We start from the raw sequence: 13,497 nt of genomic DNA, 5'->3' as shown, positions 1-13,497 counted from the left end.
CGTGCACACTCGTCACTTCCCGGGTGGAACCCGAACCGTCACGAGGGTTCCCCAGATGTCGTATCCCGACACCGCCGCGACCGTCCGGGCACCGCGGTTGTCGCGGCGCATGCGGGCCAGCGGGACGAGTCCGGCGTCGAGCGCGTCGTGGGTCGCCAGCGTCGCGACCGTCGAGGCGAGCCCGAGCCGGCGCGCCGGCGGTGTCGTCAGCACCCGCACATCGGCCAGCAACGACCCGAGTTCGCTGTAGGCCGCGCCGGCGAGGGGACGGTGATCGTCGTCGAGCAATACGAACACGCGCGACGGCCCGGTCGGCGACAGTTCGGCCTCGGTGACGTCGTCGGGCGGGCAGCACCGCAGCAGTTCGGCGAGGTCCTCGGGGTCGTCGGAGATGAGCGGGTTCTCGACGCGTGTCGCGTCGATCCAGTCGGTGCACAGGGCGAGGATCTCCGTGCGACCCGCGTGGCCTGCGACGACGAGCTCGGCGTTCGGGGCATCAATCTCGGCCGGGTCGGGTTCGGCCGCGAGGCGGGAGACCGCGGCGTCGGGTCCGACGATCGCGGTGGCGCGCCCCACGGCGAGCAGTCGGACGTCGCGGAACGAGTCGTCGACACGCGTCACGCACCCGGGTTCGACGAGTGCGCCGTCGGGTAGGCCCAGTGCACGACACCACGCGAGGGCGGCGATGCTCGAGATGTGCGGGTCCACCCCGCTACCGTAGACCGCCGACGAGGGGAGAGGTCCGGTGAGCGACGACAACGGGGTGGACACGCGCGAACGCGGGTCCGATGTGGCGGTGGAGATGTCCGACGGTGCCCGCTGGGCGGCGTTGGGCGCTCTGTGCCTGGGCTTCTTCATGATCCTGGTGGACAGCACGATCGTCGCCGTCGCCAACCCGGCGATCATGCGGACCTTCGGGGCCGACATCGCCGCCGTCGTGTGGGTCACGAGCGCCTATCTGCTCGCCTACGCGGTGCCGCTGCTCGTGACGGGCCGCCTCGGCGACCGCTTCGGTCAGCGCCGGGTCTACCTCTGCGGGCTGGTGCTGTTCACGATCGCGTCGTTGTGGTGCGGTTTCTCGTCGACGATCGAGATGCTCATCGTCGCCCGCGTGTTCCAGGGATTCGGCGCGGCGCTCATGTCGCCGCAGACCATGGCCGTGGTGACCCGGATCTTCCCGCGTGAGCGGCGCGGGACCGCGATGGGCCTGTGGGGCGCCGTGGCCGGGGTCGCGACGCTCGTCGGGCCGCTGGCCGGCGGTGTCCTGGTCGACGGGCTGGGCTGGGAATGGATCTTCTTCGTGAACGTGCCCGTCGGGATCGTCGGGTTCGCGCTCGCAGTGCGGTACGTGCCGGTGCTGCCCACGAGCCCGCACCGGTTCGACGTGCTCGGCATGCTGCTCAGCGGCGCCGGCCTGTTCTGCCTCGTGTTCGGGATACAGGAGGGCAACTCGTTCGAGTGGACCGCCCGCGTGTGGGTGCTGATCGGGCTGGGCATCGTGTTGCTCGTCGTGTTCGTCGTCCAGCAGTCGCGCAACCGCGGTGAACCGCTCGTACCGCTGTCGCTGTTCCGGGACCGCAACTTCGGGTTGGCGAACATCGGTATCGCGACGATGGGTTTCGCCATCACCGGCGTCATGCTGCCGATCATGTTCTACGCCCAGTCGGTGCGCGGTCTGAGCCCGACCGGCGCCGCGATGCTCATGGTGCCGATGGCGGTCTTCAGTGGTGTGCTCGCGCCGCTCGTGGGCAGGCTCGTCGACCGGGTCCATCCGCGGCTGATCGCCGGCACCGGCTTCTCGCTGCTCACGATCGGGCTGGGTTGGCTCGCGCTGGTGATGACCCCCGACGCGGAGATCTGGCAGTTGCTGCTGCCGATCGCCCTGATCGGGGTGGCGAACGCGGGCATCTGGTCGCCGCTCTCGGTCACCGCGACGAACGGTCTCGCACCGAGCCGGGCCGGGGCGGGTTCTGGTGTGTACAACACGACGCGTCAGGTGGGCGCGGTGATGGGGAGTGCCGCTCTCGGTGCGATCATGGCGGCGCGGTTGAGCGCCAACGGTGTCGGCGGGGGAGGAGGGGCGCCGGAGATGGAGACGTCCGGCTCCGTCCTGCCGGAGCCCCTGCACGAACCGTTCGCCGCGGCGATGGCCGAATCGTTGTGGCTTCCCGCCGGCATCCTGCTCATCGGGCTCGTGGCCGCGCTCGCCTTCGACCGTCCCGCGAGCCAGAAGGAACAGCGTGCCGCCGAGGAGCGTTCGGCGGCAGCGAGCGCCTGACGGACGTTCCAGCGACCACCCTGCGGCACCTTCCCCGGTTGTCCGTGACCCGCCGTTTCCTCACATGGCTGTGATCCACGCCATATAGTGCAGGCACGCACGCCGGGTGGGAGGTGGCATGTCGGTGGCCGTAGTGGAAATTCCGGCAGGGAGTCGTTGGCTCCGGGACGATCGGGTCACTCGCCGCGACAGCGGCATCCTCCAGTACGACTGCCTGGAGCCGTGCATCGCCGAGCTGCTCGATCGGAGTGCGTTGCGTTTCGCGAACCGCGTCGCGGTGGTCGACCGATGCGGCCGCGCACTCACCTACCGCGAACTGTGGGCCGCCGCCGCCCGCGTCGCGGGTGGTCTCCTCGATCAGGGGGTCGGCCCCACCGACCGGGTGGTCGTCTGTCAGCCGAACGGGGTCCGTTGGCTGATCGGGTTCCTGGGCGTGGTCCTTGCCGGAGGTGTTCCGGTGCTCCCCGACCCGAGCTGCAGCCCCGAGGAAACGGCGGAGATCGGGGTCCACAGCGGTGCGGTTCTCACCCTGGACTCCGATCTGCCCGACGGTGTCGCCTTCCTCGACGGAGGTGCGTCACCGGACGAGCTCGCGGTGCTCTACTACGTGCGCGTCGCCGGTGGTGGACTGCGCGGCGTCGAACTGACGAACATCAACGTGCTGTCGACGATCGAGGCCGTCGCCCACGCAATGGATCTCGTCGGCGACGGCGTACGGACCGTGCTGACGGCGCCGCTGTCCACGGCGGTCGGATGCAGCGTCCAGTTGCTGCCCACCCTCGCCTCCGGGGGAACCGTCGTGGTCTCGGGATCCCGCGTGATCCGCGCACCGTGGCGGCACCTCCGCGCAGCTTTCCCCACCTCGCGGTGTGTGCGGGGCTGGGGAGTCGCCGAGACGGGAGGGATCGGTCTGCTGCTGCCTTCGGAACACCGCTCCCGCCATCCCCGCAGTGTCGGAGTGCCGTTCGGAGGGATCGAGATCGCGCTGCTCGGGCCCGATGCCGAACACGGTGTCGGCGAACTGCTCTGTCGCGGACCGAGCGTGGCCCGCCGCTATTGGCGCGATCCGTGCGCCACGGACGAGACGTTCACGGAGGACGGCTGGTTCCGCACGGGCGATCAGGTGCGCATCGACGACGAGGGCTTCGTCGATCAGATCGCCGTCCGGGTGTCGTGAACCCTGCAACGGGTTCCCGTCCGGTATACAGCCTGTAACCCGATGAACCGGCATTTTTCGTAGTGGAGAGGTGTGTCCATGTCCGACGTAGTCCTGCTCGAACGACGCGATCGCGTTCTCGTCATCACCATCAACCGGCCCGAGGCGCGCAACGCCGTCAACGCCGCCGTGAGCCACGCGCTCGCCGAGGCGGTCGACCAGCTCGACAGCGACGACTCCCTGTCGGTCGGTGTGCTCACCGGCGCCGGCGGCAACTTCTGCGCGGGCATGGACCTCAAGGCGTTCGTCGCAGGCGAGAACGTGGTCGTGCCCGGTAAGGGTCTCGGCTTCACGGAGGCGCCGCCGCGCAAGCCGCTCATCTCCGCCGTCGAAGGATTCGCCCTCGCCGGCGGAACCGAACTCGTCCTGGCCACCGACCTCGTCGTCGCCGCGAAGGACGCGAAGTTCGGCATCCCGGAGGTCAAGCGCGGCCTCGTCGCCGGTGGCGGTGGCCTGCTGCGCCTGCCGTCGCGTATCCCTTACCAGAAGGCCCTCGAACTCGCCCTCACCGGGGACGCGTTCACCGCCGAGGAAGGCTACGGATACGGTTTCGTCAATCGTCTCACCGAACCCGGTGGGGCACTCGAGGGTGCATTCGAACTGGCCGAGCGCATCACAGCGAACGGACCGCTCGCCGTGGCGGCGACCAAGGAGATCATCGTCCGCTCGGCCGACTGGTCGAGCGACGAAGCATTCGCGAAGCAGATGGAGATCATGGCGCCCGTGTTCACCTCGGAGGACGCGCGTGAAGGCGCCACCGCATTCGCCGAGAAGCGACCCCCTGTGTGGAAGGGTCGCTGAGCTCCGGTGTGGAAGGGTCGCTGAGCTCCGGTGTGGAAGGGTCGCTGAGCTCCGGTGTGGAAGGGTCGCTGAAAGACCGAACGAGAGATGACGAGGATCAGGTGACCGACGGGTTCGCAGAACTGCACGTACACATCGAGGGCACGCTCGAACCCGAGCTGATCCTCGCCCTCGCCGAGCGGAACCGCATCGAGTTGCCCTATCGCGATCTCGACGATCTGCGCAGCCGCTACGAGTTCACCGATCTGCAGTCGTTCCTCGACCTGTACTACGCGAACATGGAGGTCCTGCGCACCGCGCAGGACTTCGCCGACCTCGCCCGCGCCTATTTCGCTCGTGCGGCGCGGGCGGGTGTCACCCACGCGGAGTTCTTCTTCGATCCGCAGGCCCACACCTCGCGCGGTGTCCCGCTGCCAGAGGTCGTAGCCGGGCTCTCCGACGCGGTCGCCGGGGCACACCGGGAGTTCGGGGTCGATGCGGCGATGATCGCGTCGATCGTGCGCGATCGCCCCGTGCCCGAAGCGCATGAGGTGTTCGGCGAACTGCTGCGCCTCGGTGCGCCGATCATCGCTCTCGGCCTGGACTCGGCGGAGGTCGGTCACCCGCCGTCACTGTTCGAGGACGTCTTCGCGCGGGCGCGGGCCGAAGGGCTGCACATCACCGCGCACGCGGGGGAGGAGGGACCTCCGGAATATGTTTGGCAGGCGCTCGATCTGCTCGGCGCCGAGCGCATCGACCACGGCATCCGCTCGCTCGAGGATCCCGAACTCGTCGCGCGCCTGGTCGACGAGAGCATTCCCCTCACCGTCTGCCCGTTCTCGAATGTCCGCCTCCGCGTGGTGGATACGCTCGCCGACCATCCGCTGCGCCGCATGCTCGAGGCGGGCCTGTCGGTGAGCGTGCACTCGGACGATCCCGCCTATTTCGGTGGTTACGTCGACGACAACCTCGCAGGGCTGAAGGATCAGCTCGGTCTGACCGATGCCGAACGGGATGTGCTCCGGCGCAATTCGTGGGACGCCGCCTTCCTCTGAGTCCGTCCGGGTGAGTCGGCTCGGGCGTCATTCGCCCAGGACGCGGCGCAGATACGGGTTCGTGAAGGTGCGGTGCGGATCCACGCGGTCGCGCACGGCGAGGAAGTCGTCGAACCGAGGGTAGAGCTCGCGTAGAGCGTCCGCGGTCAGGGAATGGAGCTTGCCCCAGTGCGGGCGTCCCTGCGCGGCGCGCAGGATCGGCTCGACACCGTCGAAGTAGGGCGTGTGGTCGCGCCGATGGTACTGGTGCACGGCCACATAGGCGGTATCGCGGCCCTGCGCCGTGGACAACCAGACATCGTCGCCCTGCGCGAACCGCACCTCCACCGGAAAACCGACACGAACGTCCGTGCGCTGCAGCCACGCATCGATCTCGCGCAGAACCGCTGGAAGGTGCTCGGCGGGGAGCGCGTACTCCATCTCCCGGAACCGCACCCGGCGGGTGGAGGCGAACACCCGGTAACTGCGGTCGACGAAGGTGCGCGGGGACAACGCCCGGGACGCGACCCGGTTCAGCGCCGGGATGGTGGCGGGAACCCGCGTCCCGACCTGCTGGAGGAGTGCGAAGGCGCCGTTGGAGAGCAGTTCGTCGTCGAGGAGGGTGCGCACCCGCCCGACCGGCTGCACCGGTGCCTCACCGGGGAGGCGGGTGTTGCGTTTGATGAGCACGCCGTCGGTGTGTGGAAACCAGTAGAACTCGAAATGGTCGACACCGCTTCGCAGTTCGTCGAGGACATCGAGTGTGGTGCGGAGCGACGAGGGGGCTTCTTCTGCGCGCAGGCGGAATGCGGGGACACAATCGAGCGTCACGGTCGCGAGCACGCCGAGGGCGCCGAGGCCGAGCCGGGCGGCCTCGAACAGGTCGGGCTCGTGCTCGGGGGAACAGTCGACGATCCGGCCGTCGGCGAGCACGATCGTCGCGCCGCACACGGCTGCTGCCAGTCCGCGGAAGGTCGCGCCGGTGCCGTGGGTGCCGGTCGAGATCGCGCCGGCGACGGACTGCACGTCGATGTCGCCGAGATTCGGTACGGCGAGGCCCTGTGCCCACAGCAGGTCGCCCAGGCCGCGCAGTCGCGTCCCCGCCCGCACGGTGACGCGCGCGCCGGTGGCCGACGGTTCCACCGCGACGAGACCGGACATCCGGTCGAGTGAGATGAGCGTGCCGTCGGTGACGGCCGCGCCGGTGAACGAGTGCCCGGCGCCCACGGCCTTGACATGTTCGCCCTGCTCGGAGGCGCGGACGACGACGCGCGCGAGGTCGTCGGTGCTGCCGGGGGTCTCGAAACGGCGAGGTGCCGCACTCTCGGTGCGAGCCCAATTGTGCCAGGTGGCCATGCCTCATCTTCGACCTGGACAAGCGTCCAAGTCAACACCTGCTCGTGAACCTTTCCCGACCTCTACCATCAGGGTCATGCCGAATCGGTTGCCTGCTGACGAGCGCCGCGCCCAACTCGTGGCAGCAGCACTGGAACTGGCGGAGGGCGGGGGAGTCGGAGCCGTCACGGTCCGCGCCGTCGCCGAGAAGGCCGGAGTGTCACTGGGCGTTGTCCACTACTGTTTCGACAGCAAGGAAGCCCTCGTCGTCGCCATGGCGAACGCCGTCGTCGGCGAACTCGCCGGAGCCATGCACGCGGCCTTCGATGTGCCCGAGGACGCGCAGCAGACCGGCGGAGTCGACTGTCTCCGCTCGATGCTCCACACCGGCCTTCGCTCCATGTGGTCGACGATCGAATCCACGCCGGGGCTGCAGACCCTCACCTACGAGATCACCGCCTACTCGCTCCGGCAGCGCACCGATGGCAGTCCCGCCGGCGGCGACATCGCAGTGGAGCAGTACCGCCTGATGGACAAGCAGGCCCAGTTGTTCCTCGACACCTGCGCCGAGCGGTGCGGCGTCGAATGGTCGCTGCCCACTTCGACGCTCGCACGACTGTCGTTGTCCGTGCTCGACGGCGTCGTGCTCCGGTGGCTCGTCGATCGCGACGGCGAGGCGGCCACGGCCGAACTGGGAGTCGTCGCCGACATCATCGCGACCCGTGCCGTAGAACGTTCCTGACCCGACCCGACCTTTTCGAAGGGATCGCCCGTGCTCCGTGCTGCTTCCGTTCACGACGCCGCCCTCGACCGGGTGCACGCGGCGACGGCCGACCTCGACCCGCCGTTCGCCGCCGTCGATCTGCCCACCCTGCGGCGCAACGCCGACGACCTGATCCGCCGCGCGAACGGTGTGCCCGTGCGGGTCGCGAGCAAATCGGTGCGCTGTCGTGCCGTCCTCGCCGAGGTCCTCGGCCCGGAACTGACCACCCGCGGCGGTTTTCGCGGCATCATGGCGTACTCGCTACGGGAGGCGCTGTGGCTCGTCGAGCACGGAGCGCGCGACATCCTGATGGGCTACCCCACGGTCGACCGGGCGGCGCTCGGGAAGCTCGCGGTGTCGCCGGACGCGGTGCAGGCGATCACGCTCATGGTCGATTCGGCCGAGCACCTCGACATCATCCGTACGGCTTTGGGGAAGAACACTTTCCGGACGAAGGTCTGCCTGGACATCGATGCGTCGTTGCGGGTGGGTCCGCTCCATCTCGGTGTGCGCCGTTCTCCGCTGCGCGACCCGGAGGCAGCCTCCGGCCTGGCCCGTCGCGCCGACGCCGCCGGATTCGACGTCGTCGGAGTGATGTTCTACGAGGCCCAGATCGCGGGCCTGCCCGACTCGTCGCTGCCGGTACGGCTCGTCAAGGGACTGTCGGCGCGGGATCTCTCCTCGCGCCGCCGCGCCGTGGTGGAGGCCGTGCGTGCGGTCGTGGGTGACCTCGAACTGGTCAACGGTGGCGGAACCGGCTCGCTCGAGGTGACCACCGCCGATCGTGTCGTCACCGAGGCCACCGCGGGATCGGGGCTGTATGTGCCCACCCTGTTCGACGGCTACCGGGCGTTCACCCCGAACCCGTCGATGTTCTTCGCGCTGCCTGCCGTACGCAAACCGTCACCGTCGGTCACGACGTTGTTCGGCGGCGGGTACATCGCGTCCGGCCCGACCGGCGCCTCGCGGGTGCCGCGCCCGGTCCGTCCTGCGGGATTGAAGTTGCTGGGGACGGAAGGTGCCGGCGAGGTGCAGACCCCGGTGCGCGGTCGCGCTGCCGCGTCGATCCCCGTCGGGGGACGGGTGTGGTTCCGCCACGCGAAGGCCGGCGAACTGTGCGAGAGGTTCGACCGGGTGTACCTCGTCGACGAGAACGGACGCACCGAGGTTCCCACCTATCGCGGTGAGGGCGGCTGCTGGTGACCTTCCGGCTCCGGCCACAATGAGGCCATGCCGTTGACGTTCTTCCCCGGGTCGGTCGGCCGGGTCCACTGGCGGTGCCGGACCGTCGACGACGCGAGAGCCGGTGTGGTGTTCGCGCACGGTTTCGGGCAGCACACCGGGCACTACCACCGTTTCGCCTCCGGCCTCGCCGCCCACGGCATCGCGTGGTGGGGACTCGACCTCGCCGGACACGGGCTCTCCGAAGGAGAACCCGGCTCACCGGGCAACGTCGAGTTCCACGCCGAGGACTTCGGCGTGCTCACCGGCCTCGCCGCCGAGTCCGGTCTGCCGCTGGTGGTGATGGGCCATTCGCTGGGGGCGGCGACGGTCCTGACGGCGCTGGATGCCGATCCCTCCGGTGGTAGCCGCCTCGCGGGCGTCGTGCTGTGCGGTACGCCGCGCACCGCGGCCCTGCCGGAGACGGCCGAAGCGCTCGGCGCGAGCGACCTGCCGGTCCTGCTGGTCCACGGCGTCGACGACCGGCTGGCCCCCATCGACCCGGTACGCGAGTGGGCGTCGTCGCTGCCCGGGGCACAGTGGTGCGAGTATTCCGATGCCGGGCACGACCTGTTGCACGAACCCGTACATCGCAGGGTGACTTCGGATATTGCCGCGTTCGTGGGCGACGTGGCCGGCCGGATTCCCAGATTCCCCGAGAAACGACCGGGCCCCTCGCGGTGACGAGGGGCCCGGTCGACGGTGTGGAACCTCAGTTGTAGATCGCTGCGATCTCGGCGCCGTGCTTGTCGTGGATGATGTTCCTCTTGAGCTTGAGCGTCGGGGTCAGCTCGCCGCTCTCGACGCTGAAATCGGTCTCGAGGAGGCGGTACTTGCGGATCGCCTCGGCCTTCGAGACCTTCTTGTTGGTCTCGGCAACCGCCTCGTCGATCTCGGCGATCAGGTCGGGGTTCTTGATCAGATCGGCGACCGTGGTTTCCGCCGGCAGACCGTGTCGCTCGAGCCAGCCCGGCAGCGCCTCCGGATCGAGGGTGATCAGCGCGCCGACGAATGGCTTGGAATCACCGACCACGATGACCTGGCTGATCAGCGGGTGGGCGCGCAGCGAATCCTCGAGGACGGCCGGGGCGACGTTCTTGCCGCCCGCGGTGACGATGAGTTCCTTCTTGCGGCCGGTGATCGAGATGAAGCCGTCCTCGTCGATCGCACCGATGTCGCCGGTGTGGAACCAGCCGTCGCGGATGGCTTCGTCGGTGGCCTTGTCGTTCTGCCAGTAGCCGTCGAACACCTGGGGGCCCTTGAGGAGGAGCTCGCCGTCCTCGGCGATCTTCGCGGCGCAGCCGTTGAACGGCGTGCCGACGGTGCCGATCTTCTGGGCGGCCGGGGTGTTCATGATGATGCCGCCGGTGGTCTCCGTCAGGCCGTAACCCTCGTAGATGGTGACGCCGACACCGCGGAAGAAGTGGCCGAGACGTGCGCCGAGTGCGGCGCCGCCCGAGACGGCCCGGGTGACGTTGCCGCCGAGCGCGGCCTTGAGCTTGCCGTAGACCAGCTTGTCGAAGACGAAGTGCTGGATCTTCAGGCCGAGGCCGGGGCCGCCGTTCTCGAGGGCCTTGCTGTACTCGATCGCGACCTCCGAGGCCTTCTCGAAGATCTTGCCCTTGCCGCCGTCGTAGGCCTTCTGCTTCGCCGAGTTGTAGACCTTCTCGAACACGCGGGGCACCGAGAGGATGAAGTTCGGCTTGAAGACCGCGAACTGGTCGAGCAGCGTCGTCAGGTCGGAGGTATGACCGACGGTGACCTTGCTGTCGAATGCCGCGAACGAGATCAGGCGCGCGAAGACGTGTGCCATCGGGATGAACAGCAGGGTGCGCTGGCCCTCGTGCATCGAGTCGGGCAGGGCCAGGCCGCAGGCCGCGGACTCCGAGGCGAAGTGGCGGTGCTTGAGCTGGACGCCCTTCGGCCGGCCTGTGGTGCCGGAGGTGTAGATGAGGGTCGCCGCGGATTCGGCCGTGACCGAGTTGCGCCGTTCCTCGACCTGCTCGTCGGTGACCGCTGCGCCGCGTGCGATGAGCTCGTCGACCGCGCTCTTGCCGCCCGGCGCCGGCTCGATCTGCAGGACCTCGCGCACGGTCGGGGCGTTCTCGGCGACCTCGCGGACGGTGTCGACGTGACCGGAGTTCTCGACGATGAGCAGCTTGGTCCCGGAGTCCTCGAGGATCCACTGGGCCTGGTCGGCCGACGACGTCTCGTAGATCGCCACGGTGGCACCGCCCGCGGCCCAGATGGCATAGTCGAGCAGGACCCATTCGTAGCGCGTCGCCGACAGGACCGCGACGCGGTCGCCGAGCTCGATACCCGACGCGATCAGGCCCTTCGCCACGGCGCGCACCTCGGATGCGAACTGGCGGGCGGTGACGGGAACCCACTTGCCGTCGACCAGTCGCTCGAACGGCACGAACTCCGGCGACTCCTTCTCGTGCCGGAAGACGCTGTCGGCCATCGACGTGTTCTCGGGAATCGAGAACGACTGTGGTACGGCAATCTCACTCACTGTGACCCCTCCATCGTTAGGTGCTGTCGGTGTGCATTGCATCACACGTCGTTGGGAAATGCATTACCCTCGGACCGCTTTGCCCCCTTTTTACAGTCCGATAGGCAGTGATCCAGGTAACAATGCTACCCGCCGGTAACGAGGATTGCCACTATCGGATCGTTTCGTCGGATTTTCCGGTACCGGAAGTACCAGTATTTCGGAGAAGGAGAATCGCTTCGTCGTCGCCGAGCTGATGGAAGTCGTCGTAGGCGGCGCCGACGCTGTCGGTGTCCACCGGCGTCCACGGGCAGATCACCTCGTCGGCCGTCCGGCCGGCCCGGCGCAGTGCGTCGGGGGAGGCCACCGGCACCGCGAGGACGACCCGGGTCGCTCCGGAGGCGCGCGCGGCGAGGCATGCCACCGCGGCCGTCGCACCTGTGGCGATGCCGTCGTCGACGACGATCGCCGTGCGGCCCTCCAGCGGCACCCGGGTGCGACCGGCACGCAGGCAATCGGCACGTCGAGCCAGTTCGGCCAGCTCGCGTCGCTCGACGGCCGCCACGGATTCGGGGGCGATCCGCCCGCGCCGGATCACGTCGTCGTTGAGGACCCGGAAGACGGCGTCCTGCGTGGTCGATTCCCCGGCGGTTCCGGGACCCGGTCCTTCGGCGATCGCGCCCATCGCGAGTTCGGGATGCCAGGGCACGCCCAGTTTGCGCACCACGAGGACGTCCAGGGGCGCATCGAGGGCTGCGGCGAGTTCACGGGCGACGGGAATGCCGCCGCGAGGTAGTGCGAGGACCACCGGGTCGGCGTCGCGCAGGTGCCCGGCCGACCGGGCGAGTCGCCGGCCTGCCTCCTCGCGTGTGGCGTACCCCACACCTCCAGTATGGGACGGTCCGCCCGGGCGGGCGAGCACTCACCGCCCGGACGGATCGAGGGGATCTCGGTCGAGCTCGCCCGACAGGTACGAGTGGTAGGCGGGCAGATCGAGCTGGCCGTGGCCGGACAGGCCGATCACGATGACCTCGGGTTCGGTGAGGCCCCGCGCGTACTCCGCGGCCGCGGCGATCGCGTGCGACGACTCCGGCGCCGGCACGATGCCCTCGTTCCGGGCGAAGAGCACCGCCGCGGAGAAGGCATCGGTCTGTGCCACGGACTGTCCCTGCACGTAGCCGAGCTCGACGGTGTGGCTGAGCAACGGCGCCATGCCGTGATATCGCAGCCCGCCGGCGTGGATCGGATCCGGGATGAAGTCCTGGCCGAGGGTGTGCATCTTCAGCAGCGGGGTCAGACCCGCGATGTCACCGTGGTCGTAGCGGTACTCGCCGCGGGTGATCGACGGGCACGCCGCGGGCTCGACGGCGACGACACGCGTGGTCGCCCGCTCGTGGATGACCTCGCGCAGGAACGGGAACGACAGGCCGGCGAGGTTCGAACCGCCGCCCGCGCAACCGAAGACGACGTCGGCCTGGTCCTCACCCGCGGCCCGCAGTTGCTCCACGGCCTCGAGGCCGATGACGGTCTGGTGCAGCACCACGTGGTTGAGCACGCTGCCGAGGGTGTAGCGGGCGGCGGCGTCCTTCACTGCGACCTCCACGGCCTCCGAGACCGCGATGCCGAGCGAGCCGGGTGTGTCCGGGTGCTCGGCAAGGACGGCGCGACCGGCCTCCGTCAGGTCGGACGGGCTGGGATGTACTGTGCCGCCGTAGGTCTCGATGAGGAAGCGGCGGTAGGGCTTCGAGTCGTAGGAGGCGCGGACCTGCCACACCTCGAGATCGATACCGAACTTCGCGCACGCGAACGACAGGGCCGAACCCCACTGTCCGGCACCGGTCTCCGTCGTGAGCCGGGTGACGCCGTCGAGCGAGTTGTAGTAGGCCTGTGCGACCGCCGAGTTCACCTTGTGGCTGCCCACCGGGCTCACGCCCTCGTACTTGACGTAGATGCGGGCCGGGGTGCCGAGTGCCTTCTCGAACGAGCGGGCGCGGAAAAGGGGCGTGGAGCGGTAACCGGCGTAGACCTCGCGCACGGCCTCCGGGATCTCGATGTCGGTCTCGGTCGACAGTTCCTGCTCGATCAGTCCCGAGGCGAACAGAGGTGCGAGATCGTCGGCGGTGATCGGTTCGCGGGTGCCGGGGTGCAGGTGTGGCGGCGGGGCCACCGCGAGGTCGCCGACGATGTTGTACCAGTGCGTCGGAATACCCGAATCGGCGACGGACGGGGGTGTCGCGGACGCGTGCGCGGAGGGGGAAGCCGTCACTGTGGAATCCTTCGGTCGAGGACGGTGAACCTGCCCAGTGTGACGCGCCCCGGGTGCCGGCGACGGGGTGGGGTGGGTCATTGTTCGCGCGCTCGAGCCCAGGTCGCGGC

At 69.1% G+C, this 13,497-nt stretch carries 12 protein-coding genes; 7 read left to right on the top strand and 5 right to left on the bottom strand.

The window, feature by feature from the left end; all coding sequences use genetic code 11:
- Positions 1-12: 12 nt before the first annotated feature.
- The gene (locus BLV31_RS18925; protein WP_024103467.1) at positions 13-708 is read right to left on the bottom strand and encodes a hypothetical protein; all 696 of its coding nucleotides are present in this window, start codon (positions 706-708) and stop codon (positions 13-15) included.
- A gap of 94 nt (positions 709-802) precedes the next feature.
- On the opposite strand from BLV31_RS18925, the gene BLV31_RS18920 reads away from it, so the two are divergent.
- From BLV31_RS18920 to BLV31_RS18905, 4 genes are all read left to right on the top strand, one after another.
- Positions 803-2,278 carry an MFS transporter gene (locus tag BLV31_RS18920; protein WP_064060670.1) on the top strand — a complete coding sequence of 492 codons (1,476 nt, stop codon included), beginning with the start codon at positions 803-805 and terminating at the stop codon, positions 2,276-2,278.
- A gap of 133 nt (positions 2,279-2,411) precedes the next feature.
- Entirely contained in the window at positions 2,412-3,455 is a 1,044-nt protein-coding gene (locus BLV31_RS18915) for a class I adenylate-forming enzyme family protein (RefSeq protein WP_081263404.1), read from the top strand.
- Positions 3,456-3,533: 78 nt separating this feature from the next.
- Positions 3,534-4,295: a crotonase/enoyl-CoA hydratase family protein gene (locus BLV31_RS18910; protein ID WP_024103470.1), complete on the top strand. Its 762-nt coding sequence runs from the start codon at positions 3,534-3,536 to the stop codon at positions 4,293-4,295.
- Between the two features lie 101 nt (positions 4,296-4,396).
- A complete protein-coding gene (locus BLV31_RS18905) occupies positions 4,397-5,329 on the top strand; it encodes an adenosine deaminase (protein WP_024103471.1) in 933 nt (310 codons plus the stop codon).
- Positions 5,330-5,356: 27 nt separating this feature from the next.
- Here BLV31_RS18905 and BLV31_RS18900 read toward each other — a convergent pair whose 3' ends face one another.
- Positions 5,357-6,664, bottom strand: coding sequence for a D-arabinono-1,4-lactone oxidase (locus BLV31_RS18900; RefSeq protein WP_033097315.1), 1,308 nt, complete (start codon positions 6,662-6,664; stop codon positions 5,357-5,359).
- A gap of 76 nt (positions 6,665-6,740) precedes the next feature.
- Here BLV31_RS18900 and BLV31_RS18895 point away from each other — a divergent pair, with 76 nt between their 5' ends.
- From BLV31_RS18895 to BLV31_RS18885, 3 genes are read left to right on the top strand one after another with little or no spacing between them, the layout of a single operon-like run.
- Positions 6,741-7,385: a TetR/AcrR family transcriptional regulator gene (locus BLV31_RS18895; RefSeq protein ID WP_024103473.1), complete on the top strand. Its 645-nt coding sequence runs from the start codon at positions 6,741-6,743 to the stop codon at positions 7,383-7,385.
- A 30-nt stretch (positions 7,386-7,415) separates the two neighbouring features.
- The gene (locus BLV31_RS18890; protein ID WP_006553919.1) at positions 7,416-8,609 is read left to right on the top strand and encodes an alanine racemase; all 1,194 of its coding nucleotides are present in this window, start codon (positions 7,416-7,418) and stop codon (positions 8,607-8,609) included.
- A 27-nt stretch (positions 8,610-8,636) separates the two neighbouring features.
- Positions 8,637-9,311 carry an alpha/beta hydrolase gene (locus BLV31_RS18885; RefSeq protein ID WP_019288094.1) on the top strand — a complete coding sequence of 225 codons (675 nt, stop codon included), beginning with the start codon at positions 8,637-8,639 and terminating at the stop codon, positions 9,309-9,311.
- A 28-nt stretch (positions 9,312-9,339) separates the two neighbouring features.
- Here the strand turns inward: BLV31_RS18885 and BLV31_RS18880 are convergent, their stop codons facing one another.
- The 3 genes from BLV31_RS18880 to BLV31_RS18870 form a co-directional block, all read right to left on the bottom strand.
- Positions 9,340-11,142 (bottom strand): AMP-dependent synthetase/ligase, encoded by a 1,803-nt coding sequence (locus BLV31_RS18880; protein WP_039586272.1) that lies wholly within the window; start codon positions 11,140-11,142, stop codon positions 9,340-9,342.
- Positions 11,143-11,293: 151 nt separating this feature from the next.
- Complete coding sequence (locus BLV31_RS18875) at positions 11,294-12,004, bottom strand: phosphoribosyltransferase (RefSeq protein ID WP_024103477.1); 711 nt, start codon at positions 12,002-12,004, stop codon at positions 11,294-11,296.
- Between the two features lie 39 nt (positions 12,005-12,043).
- On the bottom strand, positions 12,044-13,387 hold the full coding sequence (locus BLV31_RS18870; protein WP_064060609.1) for a TrpB-like pyridoxal phosphate-dependent enzyme: 1,344 nt from the start codon (positions 13,385-13,387) through the stop codon (positions 12,044-12,046).
- Between the last annotated feature and the right edge of the window lie 110 nt (positions 13,388-13,497).

Source organism: Rhodococcus pyridinivorans, from assembly GCF_900105195.1.
GTDB lineage: Bacteria > Actinomycetota > Actinomycetes > Mycobacteriales > Mycobacteriaceae > Rhodococcus > Rhodococcus pyridinivorans.
Note: the sequence above shows the minus strand (reverse complement) of the source record. Positions and strands in the feature narration are given on the sequence as shown.

Bases quoted from the DNA above. Each gene is read 5' to 3' on its own strand.
- BLV31_RS18885 (WP_019288094.1), top strand. From the start codon at position 8,637: ATGCCGTTGACGTTCTTCCCCGGGTCGGTCGGCCGGGTCCACTGGCGG.
- BLV31_RS18910 (WP_024103470.1), top strand. From the start codon at position 3,534: ATGTCCGACGTAGTCCTGCTCGAACGACGCGATCGCGTTCTCGTCATC.
- BLV31_RS18895 (WP_024103473.1), top strand. From the start codon at position 6,741: ATGCCGAATCGGTTGCCTGCTGACGAGCGCCGCGCCCAACTCGTGGCA.
- BLV31_RS18920 (WP_064060670.1), top strand. From the start codon at position 803: ATGTCCGACGGTGCCCGCTGGGCGGCGTTGGGCGCTCTGTGCCTGGGC.
- BLV31_RS18900 (WP_033097315.1), bottom strand. From the start codon at position 6,664: ATGGCCACCTGGCACAATTGGGCTCGCACCGAGAGTGCGGCACCTCGC.